Origin of the sequence: Streptomyces regalis, assembly GCF_001509475.1 — a bacterium.
GTDB lineage: Bacteria > Actinomycetota > Actinomycetes > Streptomycetales > Streptomycetaceae > Streptomyces > Streptomyces regalis.
This window is the reverse complement of record NZ_LLZG01000243.1, coordinates 61506-80913: the sequence shown is the minus strand read 5'-3', so window position 1 is coordinate 80913 and position 19408 is coordinate 61506. Positions and strand designations below refer to the sequence as shown.

The 19408-nt window shown below is 69.5% G+C and carries 18 protein-coding genes and 1 pseudogene; 10 read left to right on the top strand and 9 right to left on the bottom strand.

Features of this window, described 5'->3' with window-relative positions; translation table 11 throughout:
* Positions 1–178 precede the first annotated feature (178 nt).
* The 7 genes and pseudogenes from ADL12_RS24675 to ADL12_RS24645 all read right to left on the bottom strand — a co-directional run.
* Positions 179–1051 carry an anchored repeat-type ABC transporter permease subunit gene (locus ADL12_RS24675; RefSeq protein WP_062705238.1) on the bottom strand — a complete coding sequence of 291 codons (873 nt, stop codon included), beginning with the start codon at positions 1049–1051 and terminating at the stop codon, positions 179–181.
* Positions 1048–1791, bottom strand: coding sequence for an anchored repeat-type ABC transporter ATP-binding subunit (locus ADL12_RS24670; RefSeq protein WP_062705237.1), 744 nt, complete (start codon positions 1789–1791; stop codon positions 1048–1050). The genes ADL12_RS24675 and ADL12_RS24670 overlap by 4 nt, the downstream gene beginning before the upstream one ends.
* Positions 1784–3349, bottom strand: a complete 1566-nt coding sequence (locus tag ADL12_RS24665) for a TIGR03773 family transporter-associated surface protein (protein ID WP_079052250.1) — start codon at positions 3347–3349, stop codon at positions 1784–1786. The genes ADL12_RS24670 and ADL12_RS24665 overlap by 8 nt, the downstream gene beginning before the upstream one ends.
* Positions 3349–4881, bottom strand: a complete 1533-nt coding sequence (locus ADL12_RS24660) for an anchored repeat ABC transporter, substrate-binding protein (RefSeq protein ID WP_062705235.1) — start codon at positions 4879–4881, stop codon at positions 3349–3351. Before ADL12_RS24660 ends, ADL12_RS24665 begins: the two co-directional genes overlap by 1 nt.
* A gap of 86 nt (positions 4882–4967) precedes the next feature.
* Positions 4968–6638, bottom strand: a complete 1671-nt coding sequence (locus tag ADL12_RS24655) for a choice-of-anchor M domain-containing protein (protein ID WP_062705234.1) — start codon at positions 6636–6638, stop codon at positions 4968–4970.
* A complete protein-coding gene (locus tag ADL12_RS24650) occupies positions 6635–7279 on the bottom strand; it encodes a choice-of-anchor M domain-containing protein (RefSeq protein WP_063806728.1) in 645 nt (214 codons plus the stop codon). The genes ADL12_RS24655 and ADL12_RS24650 overlap by 4 nt, the downstream gene beginning before the upstream one ends.
* 197 nt (positions 7280–7476) lie before the next feature.
* Positions 7477–7869, bottom strand: a pseudogene (locus ADL12_RS24645) (metal ABC transporter permease); the annotation flags it as partial.
* A 198-nt stretch (positions 7870–8067) separates the two neighbouring features.
* Here ADL12_RS24645 and ADL12_RS24640 point away from each other — a divergent pair.
* The 10 genes from ADL12_RS24640 to ADL12_RS24600 all read left to right on the top strand — a co-directional run bounded on the left by ADL12_RS24640 (position 8068) and on the right by ADL12_RS24600 (position 16940).
* Positions 8068–8490: a Fur family transcriptional regulator gene (locus tag ADL12_RS24640; RefSeq protein WP_341846377.1), complete on the top strand. Its 423-nt coding sequence runs from the start codon at positions 8068–8070 to the stop codon at positions 8488–8490.
* 14 nt (positions 8491–8504) lie between these two features.
* Positions 8505–8786: a hypothetical protein gene (locus ADL12_RS24635; RefSeq protein WP_062705231.1), complete on the top strand. Its 282-nt coding sequence runs from the start codon at positions 8505–8507 to the stop codon at positions 8784–8786.
* Between the two features lie 5 nt (positions 8787–8791).
* Positions 8792–9775 carry a CobW family GTP-binding protein gene (locus tag ADL12_RS24630; protein WP_062705229.1) on the top strand — a complete coding sequence of 328 codons (984 nt, stop codon included), beginning with the start codon at positions 8792–8794 and terminating at the stop codon, positions 9773–9775.
* 38 nt (positions 9776–9813) lie between these two features.
* A complete protein-coding gene (locus ADL12_RS24625) occupies positions 9814–10848 on the top strand; it encodes a WD40 repeat domain-containing protein (RefSeq protein WP_062705227.1) in 1035 nt (344 codons plus the stop codon).
* Entirely contained in the window at positions 10845–11279 is a 435-nt protein-coding gene (locus ADL12_RS24620) for a (2Fe-2S) ferredoxin domain-containing protein (RefSeq protein ID WP_062705225.1), read from the top strand. Before ADL12_RS24625 ends, ADL12_RS24620 begins: the two co-directional genes overlap by 4 nt.
* 4 nt (positions 11280–11283) lie before the next feature.
* A complete protein-coding gene (locus ADL12_RS24615) occupies positions 11284–11643 on the top strand; it encodes an ArsR/SmtB family transcription factor (protein WP_062705268.1) in 360 nt (119 codons plus the stop codon).
* Between the two features lie 1246 nt (positions 11644–12889).
* The gene (locus ADL12_RS52985) at positions 12890–13324 is read left to right on the top strand and encodes a hypothetical protein (protein ID WP_159053274.1); all 435 of its coding nucleotides are present in this window, start codon (positions 12890–12892) and stop codon (positions 13322–13324) included.
* Positions 13230–15629, top strand: a complete 2400-nt coding sequence (locus tag ADL12_RS57780) for a response regulator (protein WP_279617162.1) — start codon at positions 13230–13232, stop codon at positions 15627–15629. Before ADL12_RS52985 ends, ADL12_RS57780 begins: the two co-directional genes overlap by 95 nt.
* A gap of 308 nt (positions 15630–15937) precedes the next feature.
* A complete protein-coding gene (locus tag ADL12_RS54205; RefSeq protein ID WP_159053273.1) occupies positions 15938–16156 on the top strand; it encodes a hypothetical protein in 219 nt (72 codons plus the stop codon).
* Between the two features lie 247 nt (positions 16157–16403).
* Positions 16404–16940: a hypothetical protein gene (locus ADL12_RS24600; protein ID WP_062705219.1), complete on the top strand. Its 537-nt coding sequence runs from the start codon at positions 16404–16406 to the stop codon at positions 16938–16940.
* Positions 16941–17576: 636 nt separating this feature from the next.
* Here the strand turns inward: ADL12_RS24600 and ADL12_RS24595 are convergent.
* Positions 17577–18785: a N(5)-(carboxyethyl)ornithine synthase gene (locus ADL12_RS24595; protein WP_062705217.1), complete on the bottom strand. Its 1209-nt coding sequence runs from the start codon at positions 18783–18785 to the stop codon at positions 17577–17579.
* A 69-nt stretch (positions 18786–18854) separates the two neighbouring features.
* On the bottom strand, positions 18855–19133 hold the full coding sequence (locus tag ADL12_RS24590) for a hypothetical protein (protein WP_062705214.1): 279 nt from the start codon (positions 19131–19133) through the stop codon (positions 18855–18857).
* Positions 19134–19408 lie beyond the last annotated feature (275 nt).

Below are 19408 nucleotides of genomic sequence, written 5' to 3'. Positions count from 1 at the left end.
TTTCGGTCGCTTGTGGCTCATGCTCCGCAGGTCATGCATGGCGACATTAACATATGGCGATTCATGCATGTGTTGTTCGAGGTTTCCTTACCTGTTTCTTGGGTTGGGACAAGGACCTGTTTCTTGGGTGCGGAGAAGGCCGGCCGCCCTCGCTACGCGCGGGCGGCCGAGACAGCGGTCATCGGCCGGCGGACGCGAGAGCCGAGGGGTCCGGACGCTGGAGAAGCTTCGCAAGCAGCCCGTGGCGGGGCGCCAGGCACCAAGTGAGGACGAACAGGCCGGTGAGGACCACGACCACCGAGCCGCCCGCGGCGAGGTCGTAGGCGTACGACACGTACAGGCCCGCGACGCTGCCCGTGCAGCCGATGAGCGAGGCCAGCAGGGTCATCGCCCACAGCCGTTCGGTGAGCATGCGGGCGGTGGCTGCGGGGGTGATGAGCAGGGCGAGGACGAGGATGTTGCCGACCGCTTCCAGGGACATCACGATCGTCGTGGTGACGACGACGTACAGCGCCAGGTCGAGGCGGAACACCGGCAGGCCCGCGGCGCGTGCCGTCTCGCGGTCCAGGCTGACGGCGACCAGTTCCTTGCCGATCGCCAGGACCATGAGCACGAGTACGGCACCGATGGCGGCCACGGTCCACACGTCCGCCGCGCTGACCGCGAGCACCTGGCCGAAGAGGAAGGAGGACAGGTCTGTCGTCCAGCTGTCACGCGTGGAGACCAGCACGATGCCGAGTCCGAAGGCGAAGGCGAAGAAGACGCCGATGACGGTGTCCTCCTTCAGCCGCCGGTTCTGCGAGACGAAGGCGATGAGGACGGCCGTGGTGATGCCGGCCGCGGCGCCGCCGAGCAGGAGGTTGCCCTCGAAGGCGTAGGCGAGCGCGACGCCCGGGAAGGCGGAGTGGGCGACCGCGTCGCCGATGAACGCCATGCCGCGCAGCACGACGTACACGCCGATCACGCCGCACACCAGGCCGATGACTGCGGCGACCGCGAACGCCCTCTGCATGAAGGGCAGTTGCCAAGGGTCCGTGAGGAACTCGATCACGCTACGGCTCCGATCGCACGGTCGAGGCCGAACGCCCGCAGCATCTGGTCGGAGTCGGCCAGGAGGTCGGGGCCGCCCTCGGCGACGACTGTGCGGTTGATCAGCGCCACCCGGTGGCAGGTGCGGGCGGCGGCCGCCAGGTCGTGGGTGGTCATCAGCAGCGCCCTGCCTTCCGCGGCCAGTCGGCCGAACAACTCGTTCAACAACTCCTGGGTGGGTACGTCGACTCCGGTGAACGGCTCGTCGAGGAGCAGGATGCGCGGGCCGGCGGCCAGGGCGCGGGCCACCAGGACCCGCTGCCGCTGGCCGCCGGAGAGCTCCCCGATCGGGCGCCGGCGTAGATCGGTGAGCCCGGTCAGCTCCAGCGCCTGCTGCACGGCCTCCCGGTCCGCCGCGCCCGGGCGGCGCAGCCAGCCCATCTGCCGGGTACGGCCGGTGAGGACCGCGCCCGCGATGTCGATGGGGAAGTCCCAGGCGAACTCGTGCCGTTGCGGCACGTACCCGATGAGCCGCCCGGCCCGGCGTCCGGTCCCTCCCTCCACGGTCACCGCCCCCGCGGCCAGGGGAACAAGGCCGAGGACGGCGCGCAGGAGGGTCGTCTTCCCGGCGCCGTTCGGGCCGATGAGGCCGACCAGCTCACCCGCGTCGACGGAGAGGTCGGCTTTCTCCAGGGCGGTCCGTCCGCCGAGTACGACGGTCGCGCCGGTGACCCGCAGCAGCGGGTCCGCGCTGTCAGCCATGCGCGGTCCTCCTGCGCCGTGCGGCCAGGAAGGCCACGGCGCCCACGGCGGTGAGCGCGGCCGCCCCGGAGCCCAGGAGTACGGCCTGACCGGCGCCCGTAGAGGCCATCGAGCCGTCGGAGTCGTCCGTCGAAGAGCCGCCCGTGGAGCCGGAGTCGGACGCGGAGCCTGACGTGTCCGAAGAACCGGACGTCCCGGAGGACCCGGCCGTTCCGGAGGTTCCCTTGCCCGAGCCGTCGCCCGGCGCCACCGTGCCGGGGTCGGTGTCGCCGACCACGAACGTCACCGTCTCCGTGTCGGAGACCTTCGTACCGTTCGCGAGCGTGCCGCTCATCTTGAAGGTCAGCCGGTACGTCCCCTGCTTGGTGAACGCCCAGCCGCCGTGTGCGTGCGTGTTGGCGGGCACGTCGAAGAAGTCCGGCACTCCGTCCTTGCTGTTGAACAGGACGTTCGCGCCCGACATGGCGTCGTAGGTGTAGAGCGCATAGGTGCCCGGACCGTCGACTTTGGTGAGTGAGAACTCCACGCCTCCCTTGGTCGCCCCGGCCTTGATGTTGTCCGTCGACCATCCGGGCCACAGCAGTCCCTCCTGCTGCACCTGGTCGAGCAGCCACACCGGATCGCCCCCCTTGCCGAGGAACGCGAACTCGTCGCCCGCCGGGAGGGTGTTCTTGGCCGCGGGCTTGACGTGCAGGACCACGGAGGAGGGTTCGCGCCAGGTGGTCTTCCCCGAGACGGTTCCGTCCTTGATGTGGATCTGCAGCTTTTTGTTGACGACGCGGGCGGCGAAGTCGACGTGGCCCTCGTCGAGGACCTTCTTGTCGGACACGACATCGGTGGCAGCGGTGGTGGCGGCCAGGGCGGTGCGCCGTTCGGCCTCGGCCGCCTCCGCCTCCGCCACGGCCTTCCCGGGCGACGGCAGCGTCTGCGCCTCCTCGGAGGCTTCCTCGGTGGGAGGCTCCTCGGCGACCGGCTCCGCGCTGCCCGTGCCTTCCCCGTCCGCTGTGTCCCCGACCACGACCGTGTACACGGTCCCGACGGACAGTTCCTGCCCGTCCGTCGTCGTGGCCTCGGCGGTGAAGATGACCTGATACGTTCCGTCCTCGCTGAACTCCCAACGCGTGTTGCCCTGTTGGCCCACCGGCAGCTCGTGCTCGTCACGCAGGTCGTCCGCGCTGTCGAACAGCAGCGCGTCTTCGGCGCGGTCGCCCGCGTCCTCGTCTTCGCCGTCGGCCGAGTACACCTTCAGTTCGCCAGGCCCGTCGAGCCCGGTCAGCGACCACCGCACGGTGTCCCCGGCCACTGCGCCCTCGGGTACGCCGGTGGTGTCCCACCCGGGTGCCGCGGCCTCCGCCACCCCCGAGTCGCGGACTTCGATCACATGGGCGCCGTCGGCCGGGTCCAGGGTCAGCGCCCCGTCCGCGTAGGCGATCCGGCCGAGTCCGGACTCTGCCGCACGCGCCGTACCGTCGTCCGCGACAGCGACCCCGCCCCCGGCCAGGGTGGCCGCGAGCACCACCGCCACGGCGACCCGCTGAACCCTTCGCATGCCCCTCATCAGGCGTCCTCCCCAAGGCACTTGGCGAGCTCGGTCGCGTTGTGCCGCATCATCGATACGTAGTCGTGGACGTTGTCGTCGAACGAGTCGCCGTAGATCGTGCAGATGCCGACCTCCTCGTCCTCGGCGACCCGGCGCAGTACGTCGGCGCGTGCCGCGAGGTTCGGCTCGAGGAACACGGAAGGGACCTTCTTCTCCCGGATGGTGTCGCCGAGTTCCTCCACCTCGGCGGCGCTCGGCTCCTGGTTGGGCAAAGGCACGACGAAGCCCGCGATCTCCATGCCGTACGCCTTCGCGAGGTAGCCGAAGGCGTCGTGCGTGGTGATCAGCTTGCGGTTCTGCTCCGGCACGGTGGCGAGCTTCTTGGCGACCTCCTCGTCGAGGGCGCCGAGCATCTTCAGATAGGCGGCGGTGTTCTTCTCGTACGTCGCCTTCCCGTCCGGGTCGGCCTTGATCAGCTCGGCCTCGATCCGCCGCACGTACGCGGCGGCGTTGGCGACGTCCGCCCAGGCATGCGGGTCCATGTCGCCGTGCACGTGCTTGCCGATCACGGCCTGCGGCAGCACCCACAGTTCGTCGCCGGGCTTGCCGAGGAAGGCGTACGGCTCCTCCTTCGGCACGGCCTCTTTCGCCCGGTCGGGGACGTTCAGCACCACGCCGTCGGCCGGGAGACGCTCAGGCTCGCCGCTCTTGTCGTCGTCGGCGCGGACGTACACCTTCCCGGTCTCGGCGTTGAGCGCGACGTCGGCGTGCCCGCCATCGAGCACTCCGGCTCCCGCGGGCGCCTCGGCGTCATCGCCCACGGTGAAGGTGAAGGTGCCGCTGCCGATGTCCTCGGTTTTGCCGTCGAGGGTCTCGGTCTGCCCCTGGACGGTCAGCCGGTAGGTTCCGGGCTTGCTGAAGGCCCAGTTGACGTGGGTGTGTGCCTCGGGCGGCAGGGTGAAGGAGTCGGCGTCGTCGAGGCCGTCGGCGGAGTCGATGTACACCTTGGGCTTGCCGAGCGTGTCGGTGAGATACACGCGTAGCTCGCCGGGGCCTTCCAGCTTCGTGGCGGTCGTACGGATTTGGGAGCCGTCGCCCTCGACCTTGCCCTCCACGGCCCAGCCGAGCCACAGCACGTTCAGCCCGAGGTCCTCCTCCAGCTTGATGACCGTGCCGCCGTACTGCTCCAGTTTCTCGGCGATCTCGATCTTCGGGGCGGACTTACGGGCGTTGGTGTGGACCATATTCATGATCCCGGGCTCTTCGAGCAACAGCCCGTTGCTGAACACGACGTCGGCCTTGGCGACCTTGGCCGCGTCGCCGGGGCTGGGCTCGTAGGAGTGCGGGTCGCCGTGGTGCGGCACGATCGAGGTGACGTCGACGCGCTCGCCCCCGACCTGCTCGACCAGGTCGGCGATGATCCCGGTGGTCGTCGACACCCTCAACTCAGCATCCGACGACTCGGATTGAAGCCCGCTGCACCCGGACAGTAACGCGCTCGCCGCGATCAGCGCGGCGGCGGTGGTGGTGCGTCTGGGGTGGCCCCACATGGGGCTCCTCCTTCTCTTCAACACGACAATGCCGCGTACGACGGACCGGGTGGCTGCCGGGCACCGGTCCGTCGTACGCGGAGCTTTCACTGAGCGGTACGGCGACGTCGTACGAACAACACCGCGCCGCCGCCCATCAGCAGGGCGGTCACGGCGATGCCCGCGATCACACCGACCTGCGCGCCGGTGGAGGCCAGGCCGCCGGTCGCCGAAGTGCCGCTGCCGCCCGTCGACGTACTTCCGCCGGTACCGGACGAGCCGGAACCCGGGCCTGTCGCCGGGGCCGAGGCGCTCGGCGAGTCGGACGCGGACGCTGACGGGGACGCCGTCGCGGTCGGTGTCTGCGAGGCCGACGCCGACGGGGTGGCCGTCGGCGTCGCCGTCGGCTCGTTGCCCTCACCCGGCACCACGGTCGACGGATCCGTGTCGTCCCCGACCACCCAGGCGATGGTCTCCGTGTCGCTGACCTTCGTGCCGTCGGCGAGAGTGGCGCTGACCGTGAAGGTGGTGCGGTAGACGCCCTCGGCGCTGAAGACCCAGTCGAAGTGGCTGTGCGTGCCCGCACCGAGGGTGTGGGCGTCGGGCAGACCGTCACCACTGTTGAGCGAGACGACCGGGACGCCCATCGCGTTGTTGTGGAACATCGCGATGTTTCCGGGGCCCTGCACGGAGTCCAGCCGGAAGGAGACGCGGCCGTCGAGGTCGGCCTTGGCGAACTCCGTGGTGTTCCAGCCCGGCCACACGATGCCGGCGTTCTGCTGCAGCGGCAGCCACCACACCGCGTCGCCCGGGATGCCGAGGAAGTCGTACCCCTCCGGGATCTTCCGCTTGGCGGCGGGGCGTACATGCATGACGACCTCATCCGGCTCGTACCACTGGTGGTTGAGCTCGGTGCCCTCCTTGATCCGGAACTCCAGGTCGCCGTCTGCCGGGCGGGCCGCCAGGTCGATGTGGCCCTCGGCGATGACGTGCGCCGCCGGGGCGGTGGGCGACGGGCTCGTAGTCGCCGAGCCGGTCGGCGAGTCCGTGGGGGAGGCCGTCGGAGTGGAGCCGTCACCGGGCAGGACGTCGGCCGGGTCCACGTCGTCGCCGACGACCACAGCGAGGGTCTCGGTGTCCGAGGAGCCGCCGCTCGTCACGGTGAAGGTCAGCCGGTAGACGCCCTCCGCGGTGAACTGCCAGATGGGCAGCAGCCGTTCCTCGTCGCCGGGCAGGGTGAAGGTGCGCTGGACGGAGGCCGCACTGCCGAGATAGGCGGTCGCTGGAGCATTCGCGTTGTCCATCTCGCGGGTGTACAGGGCCAGACCGAAGTCCCCGGGACCTTCGTACCCGGACAGCGTGACCTCGGTGTCGCCTCCCGCTGCGGAGCCGTTCCAGCCAGGCTTCGGCGCGAAGATGTTCTCCGCCTCCCAGCCGTTGAGCTGCCAGGAGTCCATGTTCGTCGTGCCGAGCGCCGTGGCCACCGGGTCCGCGGTGTACTGCAGGGAGGACGCCGGAGCGTGCAGCACGACCTGGGACGGCTCCTGCACGACCGTCGTACCGGTGCCGCGGTCGTCGATCTGCAACTCGAGCTTTCCGTCGGCCAGTCGGGGCGTGAAGTCGAGCTCGCCCTCGTCCAGGACGACGGCACCGCCGGCGGCGCGGGCGTTCCCGCTGCCGCCGGCGACCAGCCCTGCCGCGCCTGCGAGCACCGCGGCCGCCGCGATGAGCGCCGCGCTTGTTACGGCGCGTCTGTCGCGCGTCAGGGCCCGGATCATGAGGTGACGTTGAAGGTGAAGGTCTCGGTGGCGGACTCCGTCACGCCGCCGACCGTGCCTTGGACGCGGAAGGTGAGCTGGTAGGTGCCGGCCTCTTCGAAGGCCCAGTTGGCGTGGTTGTGCGTGCCGACGCCGAAGGTCCTGGACTTGAAGCTGGTCGTGCTGGTGTCGCTGTCGAACCAGCGGGCGCAGCTGCCCGCGTAGATGCTGAAGTCCTCGGTGGCGGCGCTGTTGCGGGTGGCGCTGACCAGGGTGTACGTGACGTTGTTGTTGGCGAAGACGCCGGTGGTGAGGTGCTCGGTGGAGATGCCCGGGAAGAGCACCCCGGCGGCGTCGGCCTCGACCTCGGTGTCCGGCAGCAGCCAGACCTGGCTGCCGGAGCCGAGGAAGCCGCAGCCCGGGTTGGTCACCTTTCCGGCTGCCGGCACCGACAGCGTCACATCGGCGGGCTCGTACTCGGTGTTCGTCTCCTCGTCGTGGACGTGGAGGTGCAGGTCGGTGCCGTCCCATTCGGCGTCGAGGACGTCGACGTGTCCGCTGCTCAGGGTGGTGGCGGCGAAGGCGGAGGTGTTGAGACCGGCGGTGGCGAGCGCGGCGGCGGCGATGCCGGTGACGGTCAGCAGGCGTCTGCGGGTACGCAAGAGGAACCCCCCATGGGTCATGTTCATGCCCCCTCGGGCACGTACAAGACGATAATCATTTTCATCAAGCTTTGGCAATGAGATTGCCGTGATGTCCGGGGGTGAACGGCCTAGCGGGACGCAGGGGAGCCGTAGGTGAACCCCGACCCGCTGTTGACGCGGGGATCAGACGCCAGGAGGGAAGGCGCAAGCGTTGGTCAGCCGGGCTCGGGAGCGATTCGTCCGGCTCCCCACTGTCGGGTCCGGTAGGTGCCCACCAACCTGCACACGAGGTAGATCGAGAAGGAAATGGTGGTGACGTAGGGGCTGATGGGGATGCTGCTGCCCAGGGCCAGCAGGATCCCGCCCTCGATCGAGACCACGGCGAAGACGACGCTCAGCGCGGGCGGCAGCACCGGTGAGGCGGTGATCCGGGCCGCGGCGGCGGCCGGAGTGACCAGAAGGGTGAGGACCAGCAGCGCGCCGACGATCTGCACGGACAGCGCGACCGCGAGTCCCAGCACGATCATGAAGGCGAACGACAGTGTGCGTACCGGCACTCCCCGCGCCTCGGCCGCCTCCGGGTCTGCGCTGGCAAACGCCAACGGCCGCGACGCCACCGGACGACTGCGCGCCGCACCGCTGGAGGAGCGGCGCGTGCACTGACCCCGCATACCGCCAGTCGGAGAACTCCCCTGACCGGCGAGACGCCCCCACCGGTGCCTCGCACATCCAGCTATACATGAGCTATCGTTCATGTGGTGATGGATTTCATTTTCATTAGCTCGGGTTCGGTACGGCATTAGGGGGTGAACGTCGGCGTGAGCGACCCGTTGACCCAACAGCGACCCACCCGGCAACGCTCGGCCCTTGTGGAAGCTCTCGCGAACTGTCACGACTTCGTCTCCGCGCAGGACCTGTACGCGCGCATGACGGCCGACGGCACACGGATCGGGCTGACCACCGTCTACCGAGGACTGCGTGACCTGGAGGCCGCGGACGCAGTCGACGTCATCCAAGCCAGTGCCGGTGAACGGCTTTACCGGTGGCGGCCCACCGATGAACACCGCCACTACCTGATCTGCCGCGCCTGTGGCAGCAGCCGACCGGTGGACTCCGAGGTCGTCGAGGAGTGGGCCCGACGAATCGCCGCCGACTCCGGATTCGCCGCGGTGGAACACACCGTCGAACTCACCGGTGTCTGCACCGGCTGCCAACCCACCACCGAGTGAGGAGAACTGCCGCCATGCCACTGGGATTCGGACCAGGAAACCCCGCCGCACCGAGCCCGCACCTGCGCGAGCTGAAGGAGACCGTACGCACCCTGCTGGACCTCGACGACGACACCGCCGTCATGATCCGCCAACTCGCCTGCACCGAACCGGGCTGCCCGCCCCGGGAGACCGTGGTCGCCGTCCTGCCGATGGACGGCAAGGCCCGCCGCTGGACCCTGCACCGACCCACCGACGAGATCACCGAGAACGACCTCAAGGCCGTCCTGCTCGCCACCGCACCTGAAGGAGCCTGACCCTGATGACCGAAGCGACCACGCCGGAGGAGCCCCGTGACGAGCGGGTACCTGTCACCGTACTGACCGGCTTCCTCGGCTCGGGCAAGACCACTCTCCTCAACCGGATCCTCACCGAGCACCACGGGATGCGGATCGCCGTCATCGAGAACGAGTTCGGCGAGATCGGCATCGACGACGCCCTCGTCCTCGACGCAGAGGAAGAGATCTTCGAGATGAACAACGGCTGCATCTGCTGCACCGTCCGAGGAGATCTCATCCGCATCCTCGGCGCCCTGATGCGCCGCCGGGAGAAGTTCGACCACATCCTCATCGAGACCACCGGCCTCGCCGACCCCGCGCCCGTCGCCCAGACCTTCTTCATGGACGACGAGATCGCCGCCCAGCTGCGCCTGGACGCCATCATCACCCTCGTCGACGCCGCCCACGTACTCCAGCACCTGGACGAGGTCAAGACGGAAGGCGTGGAGAACGAGGCCGTCGAGCAGATCGCCTTCGCCGACCGGATCGTGCTCAACAAGACCGACCTCGCCGACGAGGCGACCATCGCCGAGGTCGAGGCACGCGTGAAGGCCATCAACGCACCCGTGCAGATCCTGCGCGCCCGCAACGCCGAAGTCGACCTCAAGCAGATCCTCGACGTCGGCGCCTTCGACCTCGACCGCGTCCTGAAGGACGACCCGTCCTTCCTCACCGAAACGGAGCACCAGCACGACACCACCGTCACCTCCGTCGGCATCGAACTCGACGGCGAGGTCGACGACACCCGCCTCAACGCCTGGCTCGGCAACCTGCTGCGCACCAAGGGCGCCGACATCTTCCGCTCCAAGGGCATCCTCGCCATCGCGGGTTCGGGCAGGCAGTACGTCTTCCAGGGCGTCCACATGCTGCTGATGGGCGAGGAAGGAGCCCAGTGGCGAACCGGCGAACCCCGCCGCAACCGGCTCGTCTTCATCGGCCGCAACCTCGACCGCGACGAGCTGGAGTGAGGATTCGCCGACTGCCTGGCCACGGCGGGAGCCGCCGCGTGAGCATCACCACCCCCGACCAGGCCCTCTCCGTTGCCTGGGAGATCACCATCGACGACGCGCCCGTCGCCCTCAGCGCGAGCGGCGACCTCGTGGCCGTCGCCGGAGCCGAGGGAACAGTACGGGTCCTCGATGCCGCGATGGGCGCCGAGATGGGCGCACTTGACCTTCCCGGCGGCGCCCTGAAGGCCCAACTCTCCCCTTCAGCCAGTCACTTGGCGGCCACCGGACCGAGGGGGTACGCACTGTGGCGGCGCACGGACGGGCGCGTGATCGTGCGCGAATCCGGCGCCTGGTCCTCCTCCGCCGCCTGGGCCAACGACGAACGGGTGGCCATCGCCTCCGGACGCGTGACACTCGTACTCGACGCGGACGGCGATGAGCTGTGGCGTACGGAGCCCGCCGCGTCCACCGTCACCGACCTCGCCTGGCTGCGCCGGGGGCGCCGGCTGGCCGTGGCCGCGTACGGAGCCGTGCGCGGCCACGAAAGGCACACCGCGCAGCCAGTGGTCACCTATCCCTACATCGGCTCGCACCTGGCGCTCGCCGTCGCCCCGACCGAGAAGTGGATCTGCAGCGGCAACCAGGACGCCTCCATCCACATCTGGCGCACCCGCGACGGCAGCGAACTGACCATGTCCGGCTACCCGGAGAAGGTCTCCCGCCTCGCCTTCGACGACACCGGCTTCTGGCTCGCCGCCGACGGCGCCCCCGACCTGACGGTCTGGGACTTCTCCGGCAAGGGCCCCGCCGGCACCACACCACGCCAGCTGCGCTGCCACGAGACGATCACCGCGCTCGCCTGGCGGCCCGGCCCCGCCGGACACCTCGCCAGCGGCGGCCACGACGGCACGGTCGCCCTGTGGTCTGCCACCGCCGGACAGCCGGCCAACCGGCTGCGCCCGGTGCGCACACTCGACGACGTCGACTCCGCGGTCGCCGCGCTGGCCTGGGCCGGACCTCACCTGCTGATCACCGCCCACCGCGACGGCCGCGTCCGGGCATACGGCCTGCCTTCACGGACCGCCCTGTGAACCGGGCAGTGATCCGTGCGGCGAACCGGCCGTGCACGCTGGTCGTGTGCCGAGGCTGCTGCTGCGGCAACCCGCGCAAGCTCCCCCAGTCTCGGCTTCGCTCGACCGGGGGGACCCCCATCGGCACCGACCACGCCTGGCAGCTGGACCGGCTGCGCGCCGCAGCGGCCGAACACGGCTTCCAGGTCCGTACGACAGACTGCCTCGGCCCCTGCGACCAGGCCAACGTCATCGTCGTCCAGCCCTCCACCGCCGGACGCCAAGCCGGCGGCCGGGCGACCTGGATCGGCTTCGCCATGGACGACGACTGCACCGACGACGTCCTGCGCTGGGCCGCCGACGGCGGTCCCGGCACGGCGAAGCCCCCGGCCACGCTGGAACTGCAGTTCATCCGCCCACCGCGCGAGGCCCGGCTCCGTGCACGCCGGTGAGCCGATGCCTCCCGGCGACGGCGTGGGCGGCCGCGACGTCATCGCGGCCGCCCACCTCGACGAGTCAACCGCCGCCTCCGTCGCCGCCACACTCCAAGCACTGGCCACACCCTCCCGCCTGCTGATCCTCACCACCCTGCGCCAGTCCGCGTACTCGGTCACCGAACTCGCCACCGCCATCGGCATGGAGCAGTCCGCCGTCTCCCACCAGCTGCGCCTGCTGCGCGCCCTGGGCCTGGTCACCGGGCAGCGCGACGGCCGCCGCATCGTCTACCGCCTCTACGACAACCACGTCGCCCAACTCCTCGACCAGGCCGTCCACCACATCGAGCACCTCCGCCTCGGCCTGCGCGATTCCGACTGACCTGCTCAGCCCAGTGCGGTACGGGCGCAAATCATTGAAACGGAGATCGACTTCCTGGCACGGGCCAAAGTCGGGATGCCGGACAACTTCCGCTGACCGACTCACAGACCCTGAGCAGCTCGCAGAGGCCGAGGGCGTTCCGGCCATTGCGCGGACCAGTCGGCTGCGCGTGATCAGCGACGCGGCGCCGAAAACACGGCCAACGGTGGGCCAGATCCGCGCCCTCGTCTCCAAGGTCGGCCCCGCTTGATCCGACGGCCGACATCAGCCCTGTCGGCAGCCACGCGAACTGCCGATTTGCGTGTGTGACTTCACTGCCCCGACGCCTGTGAGTGGCGCAGGTCACAGGAAATGCGTCTCGCCATTCGAGGCGATCGACTGAAGTGCCATCGGGAAGCGCCTACCGGCACCCCTGCTGGTGGCACATTTGCGCGACTTAGGGCAAGTGGAGGGCACGGAGCCCTAAAAATGGTCTAGATCGAACTCGCGCTCTCAGCTTGGGAAGCGACGGCGCTCGCACCCGCTCCACGGCCCTGACCAGCGCAGATGTCGTCTCCTTGGGCGGTCGTGCGCGCCCGGTCGCACCGCTGTTGACCGTGGTTGTCCGGTCTTACGGGCACGGATGGGGCATGGCCTCGGCTCGCGCCGGGCGACAGCGCCGTCTCTCTGCGGAGGTCACGCAATCAGTTGGCACGGTTGCCGGAGCCGCTGTTGCGGAGCTAGGCGCTTGATCACCGACACGAGTCATTGCATCAATCAATCCCAGGCTCTCAATCAATTGATGTGAGTCATCTCAAGAGCAGGCTCAGTTCGTCGATCAATGGCTGACGTGTCACATGACGGACGCATCCGTGACTGTTTATAAGGGCGGCAGTGACTGCCGCGTCGGCCTCGTCATGCTTTCCGTCCTGATACGAGATGCCTGATGTGAGGTAGGACACGCAAGGCTGGAGACCGAACTCCTGGGGCAACCGAAATGTCACGGCGGCCGTCTTCGTCGGCGCGCGGCAGGAAGCCCACCTCGTAAATCCCTGAGCCGCACAAGTCCGTCAATACAGCCGACCGCGGATGTCCGTAAGGAAATGGTGAGAACCTCAGCACGGTTCCGAGTCCGGTGCGGGAGACAGGGGACGACGTGACAAGGGTGACCGCAGAATGCGGGAATCTGCCCTCCGCTTTCACGAGTTTTGTGGGCCGACGGCAGGAGACCGCTCAGATCCGCCGCCTTCTGGGCATACGGCGGTTGGTGACGCTCACGGGCATGGGCGGTGTGGGCAAGACGCGGCTGGCGCTGGAGGTGGCCGCCGCGTCCCGGGAGGCGTTCGCGGACGGGGTGTGGCTGGTGGGCCTCGCCCCGGTGTCCGACCCGTCGGCGGTGGCAACCACGGCGGCGGGCGCACTGCGGGTGCCCGACCTCGGGGCCCTGCCCTACATGGATCAGCTCACGGGCTATCTGGCGGGGCGGCGCGCGCTGCTGGTGCTGGACAACTGCGAGCACCTGGTCGACGCGTGCGCCGAGCTGGCCGGCACGCTCCTGTCGGCCGCTCCGGAGCTGCGCATCCTCGCCACGAGCCGCCACACCCTGGGTGTCACGGGCGAGCCAGGTCTTCGCCCTCGCGCCGCTTGCGCAGGACGAGGCGGTGGAACTGCTGCGGGACCGGGCCACCGCCGTCCGGCCTGAGTTCCGTGTCGACGAGGCCGGCCACACCGAGATCGCACGCCTGTGCGCCGGTCTGGACGGGCTGCCGCTGGCGATCGAGCTGGCCGCGTCCCGGCTGCGCACGCTGACCGTCGGGCAGATGACGGACCGGTTGGAGAACCGCTTCGCGCTGCTCACCGGCGGCTGCCGGACGGCACCGGCCCATCAGCGCACTTTGCGCGGGATGATCGACTGGAGTTACGAACTGTGCGCCCCGGCCGAGCGGCTGCTGTGGAACCGCCTGACCGTCTTCGCCGGCGGGTTCAGCCTGGAGGGTGCCGAGGGCGTCTGCTCCGGGGAGGGAATCGGCGAGACCGAGGTGCTGGACCTCCTCGACCGGCTGGTCGCCCAGTCCGTCGTGCTGACCTGCGAGATCGACGGTCTGCCGCGTTACCGGCTGCTGGAGACCGTCCGGGAGTACGGCCGGGAGCGGCTCGCGGACTCGGGCGAGCAGGAGGAAGTGCGCCGACGGCACCACGACTTCCACCTCGCCGTCGCCCACCGCATCGACCGGAACTGGTACGGCCCGGGCCAGGTGGAGAACCTGGCCCGGCTGCGCGCGGAGCACGCAAATCTGCTGGTCGCCCTGGACTACGACGGTGATCCCCGGCCCCGGTTCGCGCTGGCCGCGGCCCTGTGCTGGCACTGGTGCGTCGGCGGCTTCCTCAGCGATGTTCGCCGCCAGTTCGAGCGAGCGCTCGCCGCCGCGCCTGAGCCCAGCGTGGAACGCGCCCGCGCGCTCCTTGCCGCCACCTGGGTGGCGCAGATGCAGGGTGACCTGGCGACGGCCGACCGCTGGCTGGACGAGGCCGACGCGCTGGGCGAGTGGCTGGGGGACCCGTGGGTGCGAAATCAGGTGGGCGGCCTGCGTGGGGTGTCTGCGCACTACCGGGGCCGGCCGGAAGAGAGCATCTGCCGGTACGAGGAGGCCCGGGCCGCCGCGACGGCGCTGGGTGACGAGCGTGAGGCGGCCTCCTGGCTCCTCGCGCTGGTCTGCGGCCAGGCGTACGCCGGGGACCCGCGGGCAGTGGAGACCGGCGGGCAGGCCGTCGCTGCCGCGGAGGCGAGCGGGGAGCGGTGGGGGCGTGCTCAGATGCTGATGGCCTTGGGCCACGAAGCCTGGGCCCGCGGTGACCGGGACACGACCCGTACGCGGGTCAGGTCTGCGCTGGAGAGCATGCGTGGCTTCAACGACCATGCGATGGTCGCGAGGATGGTGGAACTGCCCGCCTGGGCCACCGCCGCCGACGGCGCTCCCGAGCGGGCTGCTCGGTTGCTCGGACTCGCCGATGCCCTGTGGAACGACGCCGGCAGCTCGATCTGTGCGTTCGGACCGCAGATGGCCGAGCAGCACGCACGATGTGAGCAAGTTGTCATCGGTGCGCTGGGCGAGGCGTCGTACAGGAAGGCGTTCACCGAAGGCGGCATCCGCCGCACCCCGGGCCGGGCCGTCGACTTCGCGCTGGCCGCCGAGTCCGACGCCGCCACCGCATGGGATGGGGATACCGGTGTCGACGGTGATATCGATGCCAAGGAGACGGCACCATGCGCAATGCGCAGGCAGCACGGGCCTGCCACGGCACATACGGAGCCGCCGTCGCCCGACGAGAGACGCCGCGTATGCGAGGTGCTGCTGGTCGAGGACGACCGGACGGTCAGGGAGAGCACCCGGCTCGTCCTCGAGGAGCGCGGCTACCGGGTGTGTACCGCCGCCGACGGCGTGACCGGGCTCACCCTGTTCCGTCAGCAGACTCCGGACGTGGCCGTGCTCGCGGGCCGGCTGCCCGGCCTGGACGGGGTGAGTCTGGCCGGGCGGATCCGTGAGGAGTCCGGGGTGCCCATTCTGCTCATGTCGGACCGCGACGACCCGGCGGACGTGGTGACGGGCCTGGAGGCGGGAGCCGACGACTGCCTGGCCAAGCCCTTCGACGGATCGGTCCTGCTCGCGCGCGTGCGCGCCCTGCTGCGTCGAACCGTCTCCGCGGACCGGCGGCCCGACACCCGTGCGGTCCGGTTCGGGGACCTGGTGTACTGCCCCGTCTCACTGGAGGTGTACAAGGACGGGAAAGCCGTCCACCTGACCACGACCGAGCTGAAGCTGTTGCGGGAATTCGCCGCTTCACCCGGCACGGTCCTCACCCGGGACATCCTCCTGGAGCGGGTCTGGGGCTGCGCCTGGTCCGGCGACACGCACGTCGTGGACGTCCAGGTGATGCGGCTGCGTACCAAGATCGGCCGCGACCGCATCGAAACGGTCCGCGGTTTCGGCTACAAGCTACGCGCCTGAGCGGGGGAGGCGGCCGTCACCACCTGCTGCCGCCATGCGCCTTGGTCGGAAAGTGTCGGGAAGCTTTGCTGAGCTTGCTTCAGCCCTGAGAGGTGCTGAGGACCCACCGCTGGTTCTCACTGGGGCCGCTTCATCTCTCATGTGCCGCCTCATCTCCTGTGCCAGTTGTCCGCCTTCGACCAGCCTCCGTCCTGGAGATGCCTCGAGGGCATCCAGGCCTCCGGCGGCGACGTCGACTCAGCCGGGGGCAGCGACCCTCCCGCGACAGCAGCCACGGCGGCCCGTCACATTCCCCGCCTGCTCAATCAATGCCCACCCCTGAGCACAGCCTGGCTCTCCTGCGATACGGGAAGGCAGCGGCTGCGGCGCGTGGGCGGTTCATTCCCGTCTGCCTCGTCCTCGACGGCCTGGTGAGGCGTCAGTACGCGGCGTACTACAGCCATGCCGTCCTTGTCCCGGTGCGGACGCCCGCCCCTGACTGGGCATTGGATGCGGAGAGCGTGCGCCTGTACGTACCGAACGTGTGACGACGCTACCGGTGTGGTCGCCGGGCCAGTGTGGATTCTGTCGTGCAGCTGTGATCCGGCTGCCAGGCCACTGACACGCGCAGCGGTTCTCCTTGCGGTCGGTCGAGGCGCACAGCCTCGGCGGAAACCGCAAAACCTAGGAGTCACAGTGTCCCCAACTCAGACATGCTCGCCCCGGCTTGTGGAGCCGGCGCGTGATGAGCGGCCTGCCTCGTCCCGTGCAAGGGGCCGCCGCCGGGCGGTCACGGTGTCAGCCGTTCTGCTCAGCCTCCTGGCCGGGGGCGTGGCCACATCGGCCACCGTCGTCCTGGCCGCCGCAGCCGACTGCGGCACCAGCCAACAGTGCAACGTGAATCCGCCGCCCGGCTTCCAGGGCACGGGCTGGGCACCCGCGGCTGTTCCCCGGGGCGTCCAGGCCGCCCTGAACTACTGGCGCCAGATGAGCTGGCCGAATTGGCGGAACGTCGGCCAACGCGGCGCGGCGTTCCAGGTCGAGAACTACCACGACCAACGCGGTAACCATCACGAGGGTTGGATCGAGACGGGTGGCCAGTACCAGGACCACGGTGACCGCCTGCGGACTTTCCTGAACATAGGCTACGGGGGGCGAGCGGAAAACTACCAGGGGACTTTCCAGGAGTATTACGGGTCCGTGTACCCGAGCAACCCGGAAAGGTCCCACATCTCTACCGGCAACTTCCGCATCGTACGGGCGATCAACACCGGTGACGTGTTCGTGTCGATCGACCACTACAGCACCTTTCGGTACGTCGGCCGTATGTAAGGCACCGTCGGCGAGACCAGAGAGCCCCACTCCGTTCACGGCACGACTGGAGCGCGTCTGAAAAGGCGGTCAGCGGATCGTTGTCGAGACCGCGAAGGAGGGGACCTCACGAGCCGGGGCTTCGGCTTTTGCCCAGGTGTGGCGGAAGCCGTCGTCCCGGCGCTGCACTATGGCACGGTGATCCCCGCGGCCTCTCGGATCCCCGCCTGAAATCGGCGCCGCGGTGGCCCTGGTCGGCCCGGACGTACTGGCGCGGGAAAGCCTCCGCGGGCTTGGCGGAGCTGGCGCCACGGCCACGGTCGGGCTGGGGCGGGACGGCTACGACGTCGGAGTGACCGTCACCAACACCCCGCCGACCCGCCCGACCCTGCCCCCTCCGCGGGTCAGGCCGGTCCCATGGACGCCCTCTGGGGGCCAGGGGCGCAGGCTCCTGCTCTGCCGCCAGACCGGTGTCCGCGTCCCAACGGCCTTGAGTGCGGCTCCAGCTCATCGGTGCTGCGCCGCACAACGTCGCCGCCGTCGCGCGCCTGGACCTTGTGCGTACCCTGCGGGACCTGGGGGCTGGACCTGCCCACGATCCGCAGAGTCGTGGAGCGGGAGCTCTCGCTCCACGACCGGGCCTCGGTGCGTTCGGCGTCAGGCAGGGGAACTCTTCGCGGAGCTGAGGGCGGCGTGCAGTACGGGGGTGAGGGCGAGGGGCGGGATCTCGGGGGTGTGAGGGTAGGCGGCTGTCCGGTGCTGGAAGGAGAGGATCTTCGGGTTCAGGACGACGCCGTCGCGGATCTCGATGGCCTTTCCGACCGTGGGGTCCGCGTCCCATGCCGCGGGGCCGCTCATGACCTTGCGCAGATAGGGGAGGAGTGCCTCGCTGATTTCCCACGTGGCCGAGTTCCACAGGTGGGACGGACTGTGGTCCACCCCGTAGTAGTGGCACCCCGGCCCGACCGTGGGCATCGGATCGCCGAAGGTGGTCGGACGGGCCCAGGAGAAGCCCATGCCCTCGTCGCAGGAGACGTCGATGAAGAAGGAGCCCGGCCGGAACCGGGCGAGTTCCTCGGCGTTGACGAACGTCAAGGGCGCGTCGGTGTCCTGCCGGACGCAGTTGACGATGATGTCGAACCCGGCGAGGTACTCCGTGAGCGGCACGGGTCCGGCCGGGGTGAGTGCCTGCAGACGCGACGGATCGTTCTCGTCCTCCTCGAAGTGGCTCATCACGACCGACGGCATCGGCGAGGCCACAGCGGCCGCGGCGCGTTGCGTGAGCACTGTGACGTCGGAAACCCCCATGGCGCCCAGGCCCGTGACCGCTCCGCGCGCCGTGGCGCCGAAGCTGATGACCACGGCGCGCAGGCGCCGCCCGTAACTGCCGGTCAGCCCGCCGAGCTGCAGGGCGTGCAGCACCGAGCAGTAGCCCGCGAGCTCGTTGTTCTTGTGGAACACATGGACACTGAAGGCGCCCGTGGACGTCCAGTGGTTCATGGCCTCCCAGGCGATGAGGGTCAGCTGACGGTCGATGGCGAGTTGGGTCATCCTCTCGTCCTGCACGCAGTGCGGCCATCCCCACAGCACCTGGCCCTGGCGCAGCGCGGCGATGTCCTCGTGCATGGGCTTGGGCAGCAGCAACACGTCGCACTCTTCGAGGAGTTGCTCGCGGGAGCGCAAGCCCGCCACGAGCGGTCCTAGCGCATCGTCGGCGACGCCGAACCGTTCGCCGTAGCCCTGTTCGAGGAAGATCCTCTCGCGTACGTCCGGGGCGATCCGGTCGAGGTGGGCGGGGTGCAACGGCAGACGGAACTCGTTCTCCTTGCGGGAGGAGGCGAGTACTCCGAGACTCATCAGGCTCATACGCTTCCTCGTCATTTCGTTCGCTTCGTTCTTGGCGTGCCTGTCGTGGCTGCCCCGAGATCCGGCGGGTCAAGAGCCGTCTGCCCCGTCCCCGTGCCTGCGCACGCGCTCGGCCAGTGGGAGGGGCGTCTCGTCCAGACCGTTGACCGACCCGCTCGCCATGCGCGCGCACGTGCCCTGGCAGGCGAGCAGCTGCTTGCCGTCGCGGTGGGAGACCACCACCACTTCCGGATCGGGAGCGTTCCGGTAGTCGGTGCCGCAGATGAGGCAGGCCAGTCCGGAGAGCGTCTCCGGGGTCGGTTCGGGGCGGCCGCGGCGGCGGCCGGCGATCGAGTCCTGTGAATACATGCGTCCGCGTCCTTTTGATCGTTTCAGGGCTGTGCTCATCGGTTCGGAGCCGCACTGATCGAGTCAGACGTACGGGTCGGTTTCAGACGTACTGGTCGGTTCAGGGGCGTACGCCAGGTGCCGGAATGCCTCGGCGGCATCCCGGTAGCCGGGAAATCCGTTACCGCGCTGCGCGGGACCGGATACGGGAGGGGGCGTGGCGGTACGAGCCAGAAGGCATGGTGCGGCTCTTTTCCGGCCGGATCCGATGTGCGCCGGCCTGTGCCGTTCTCCGA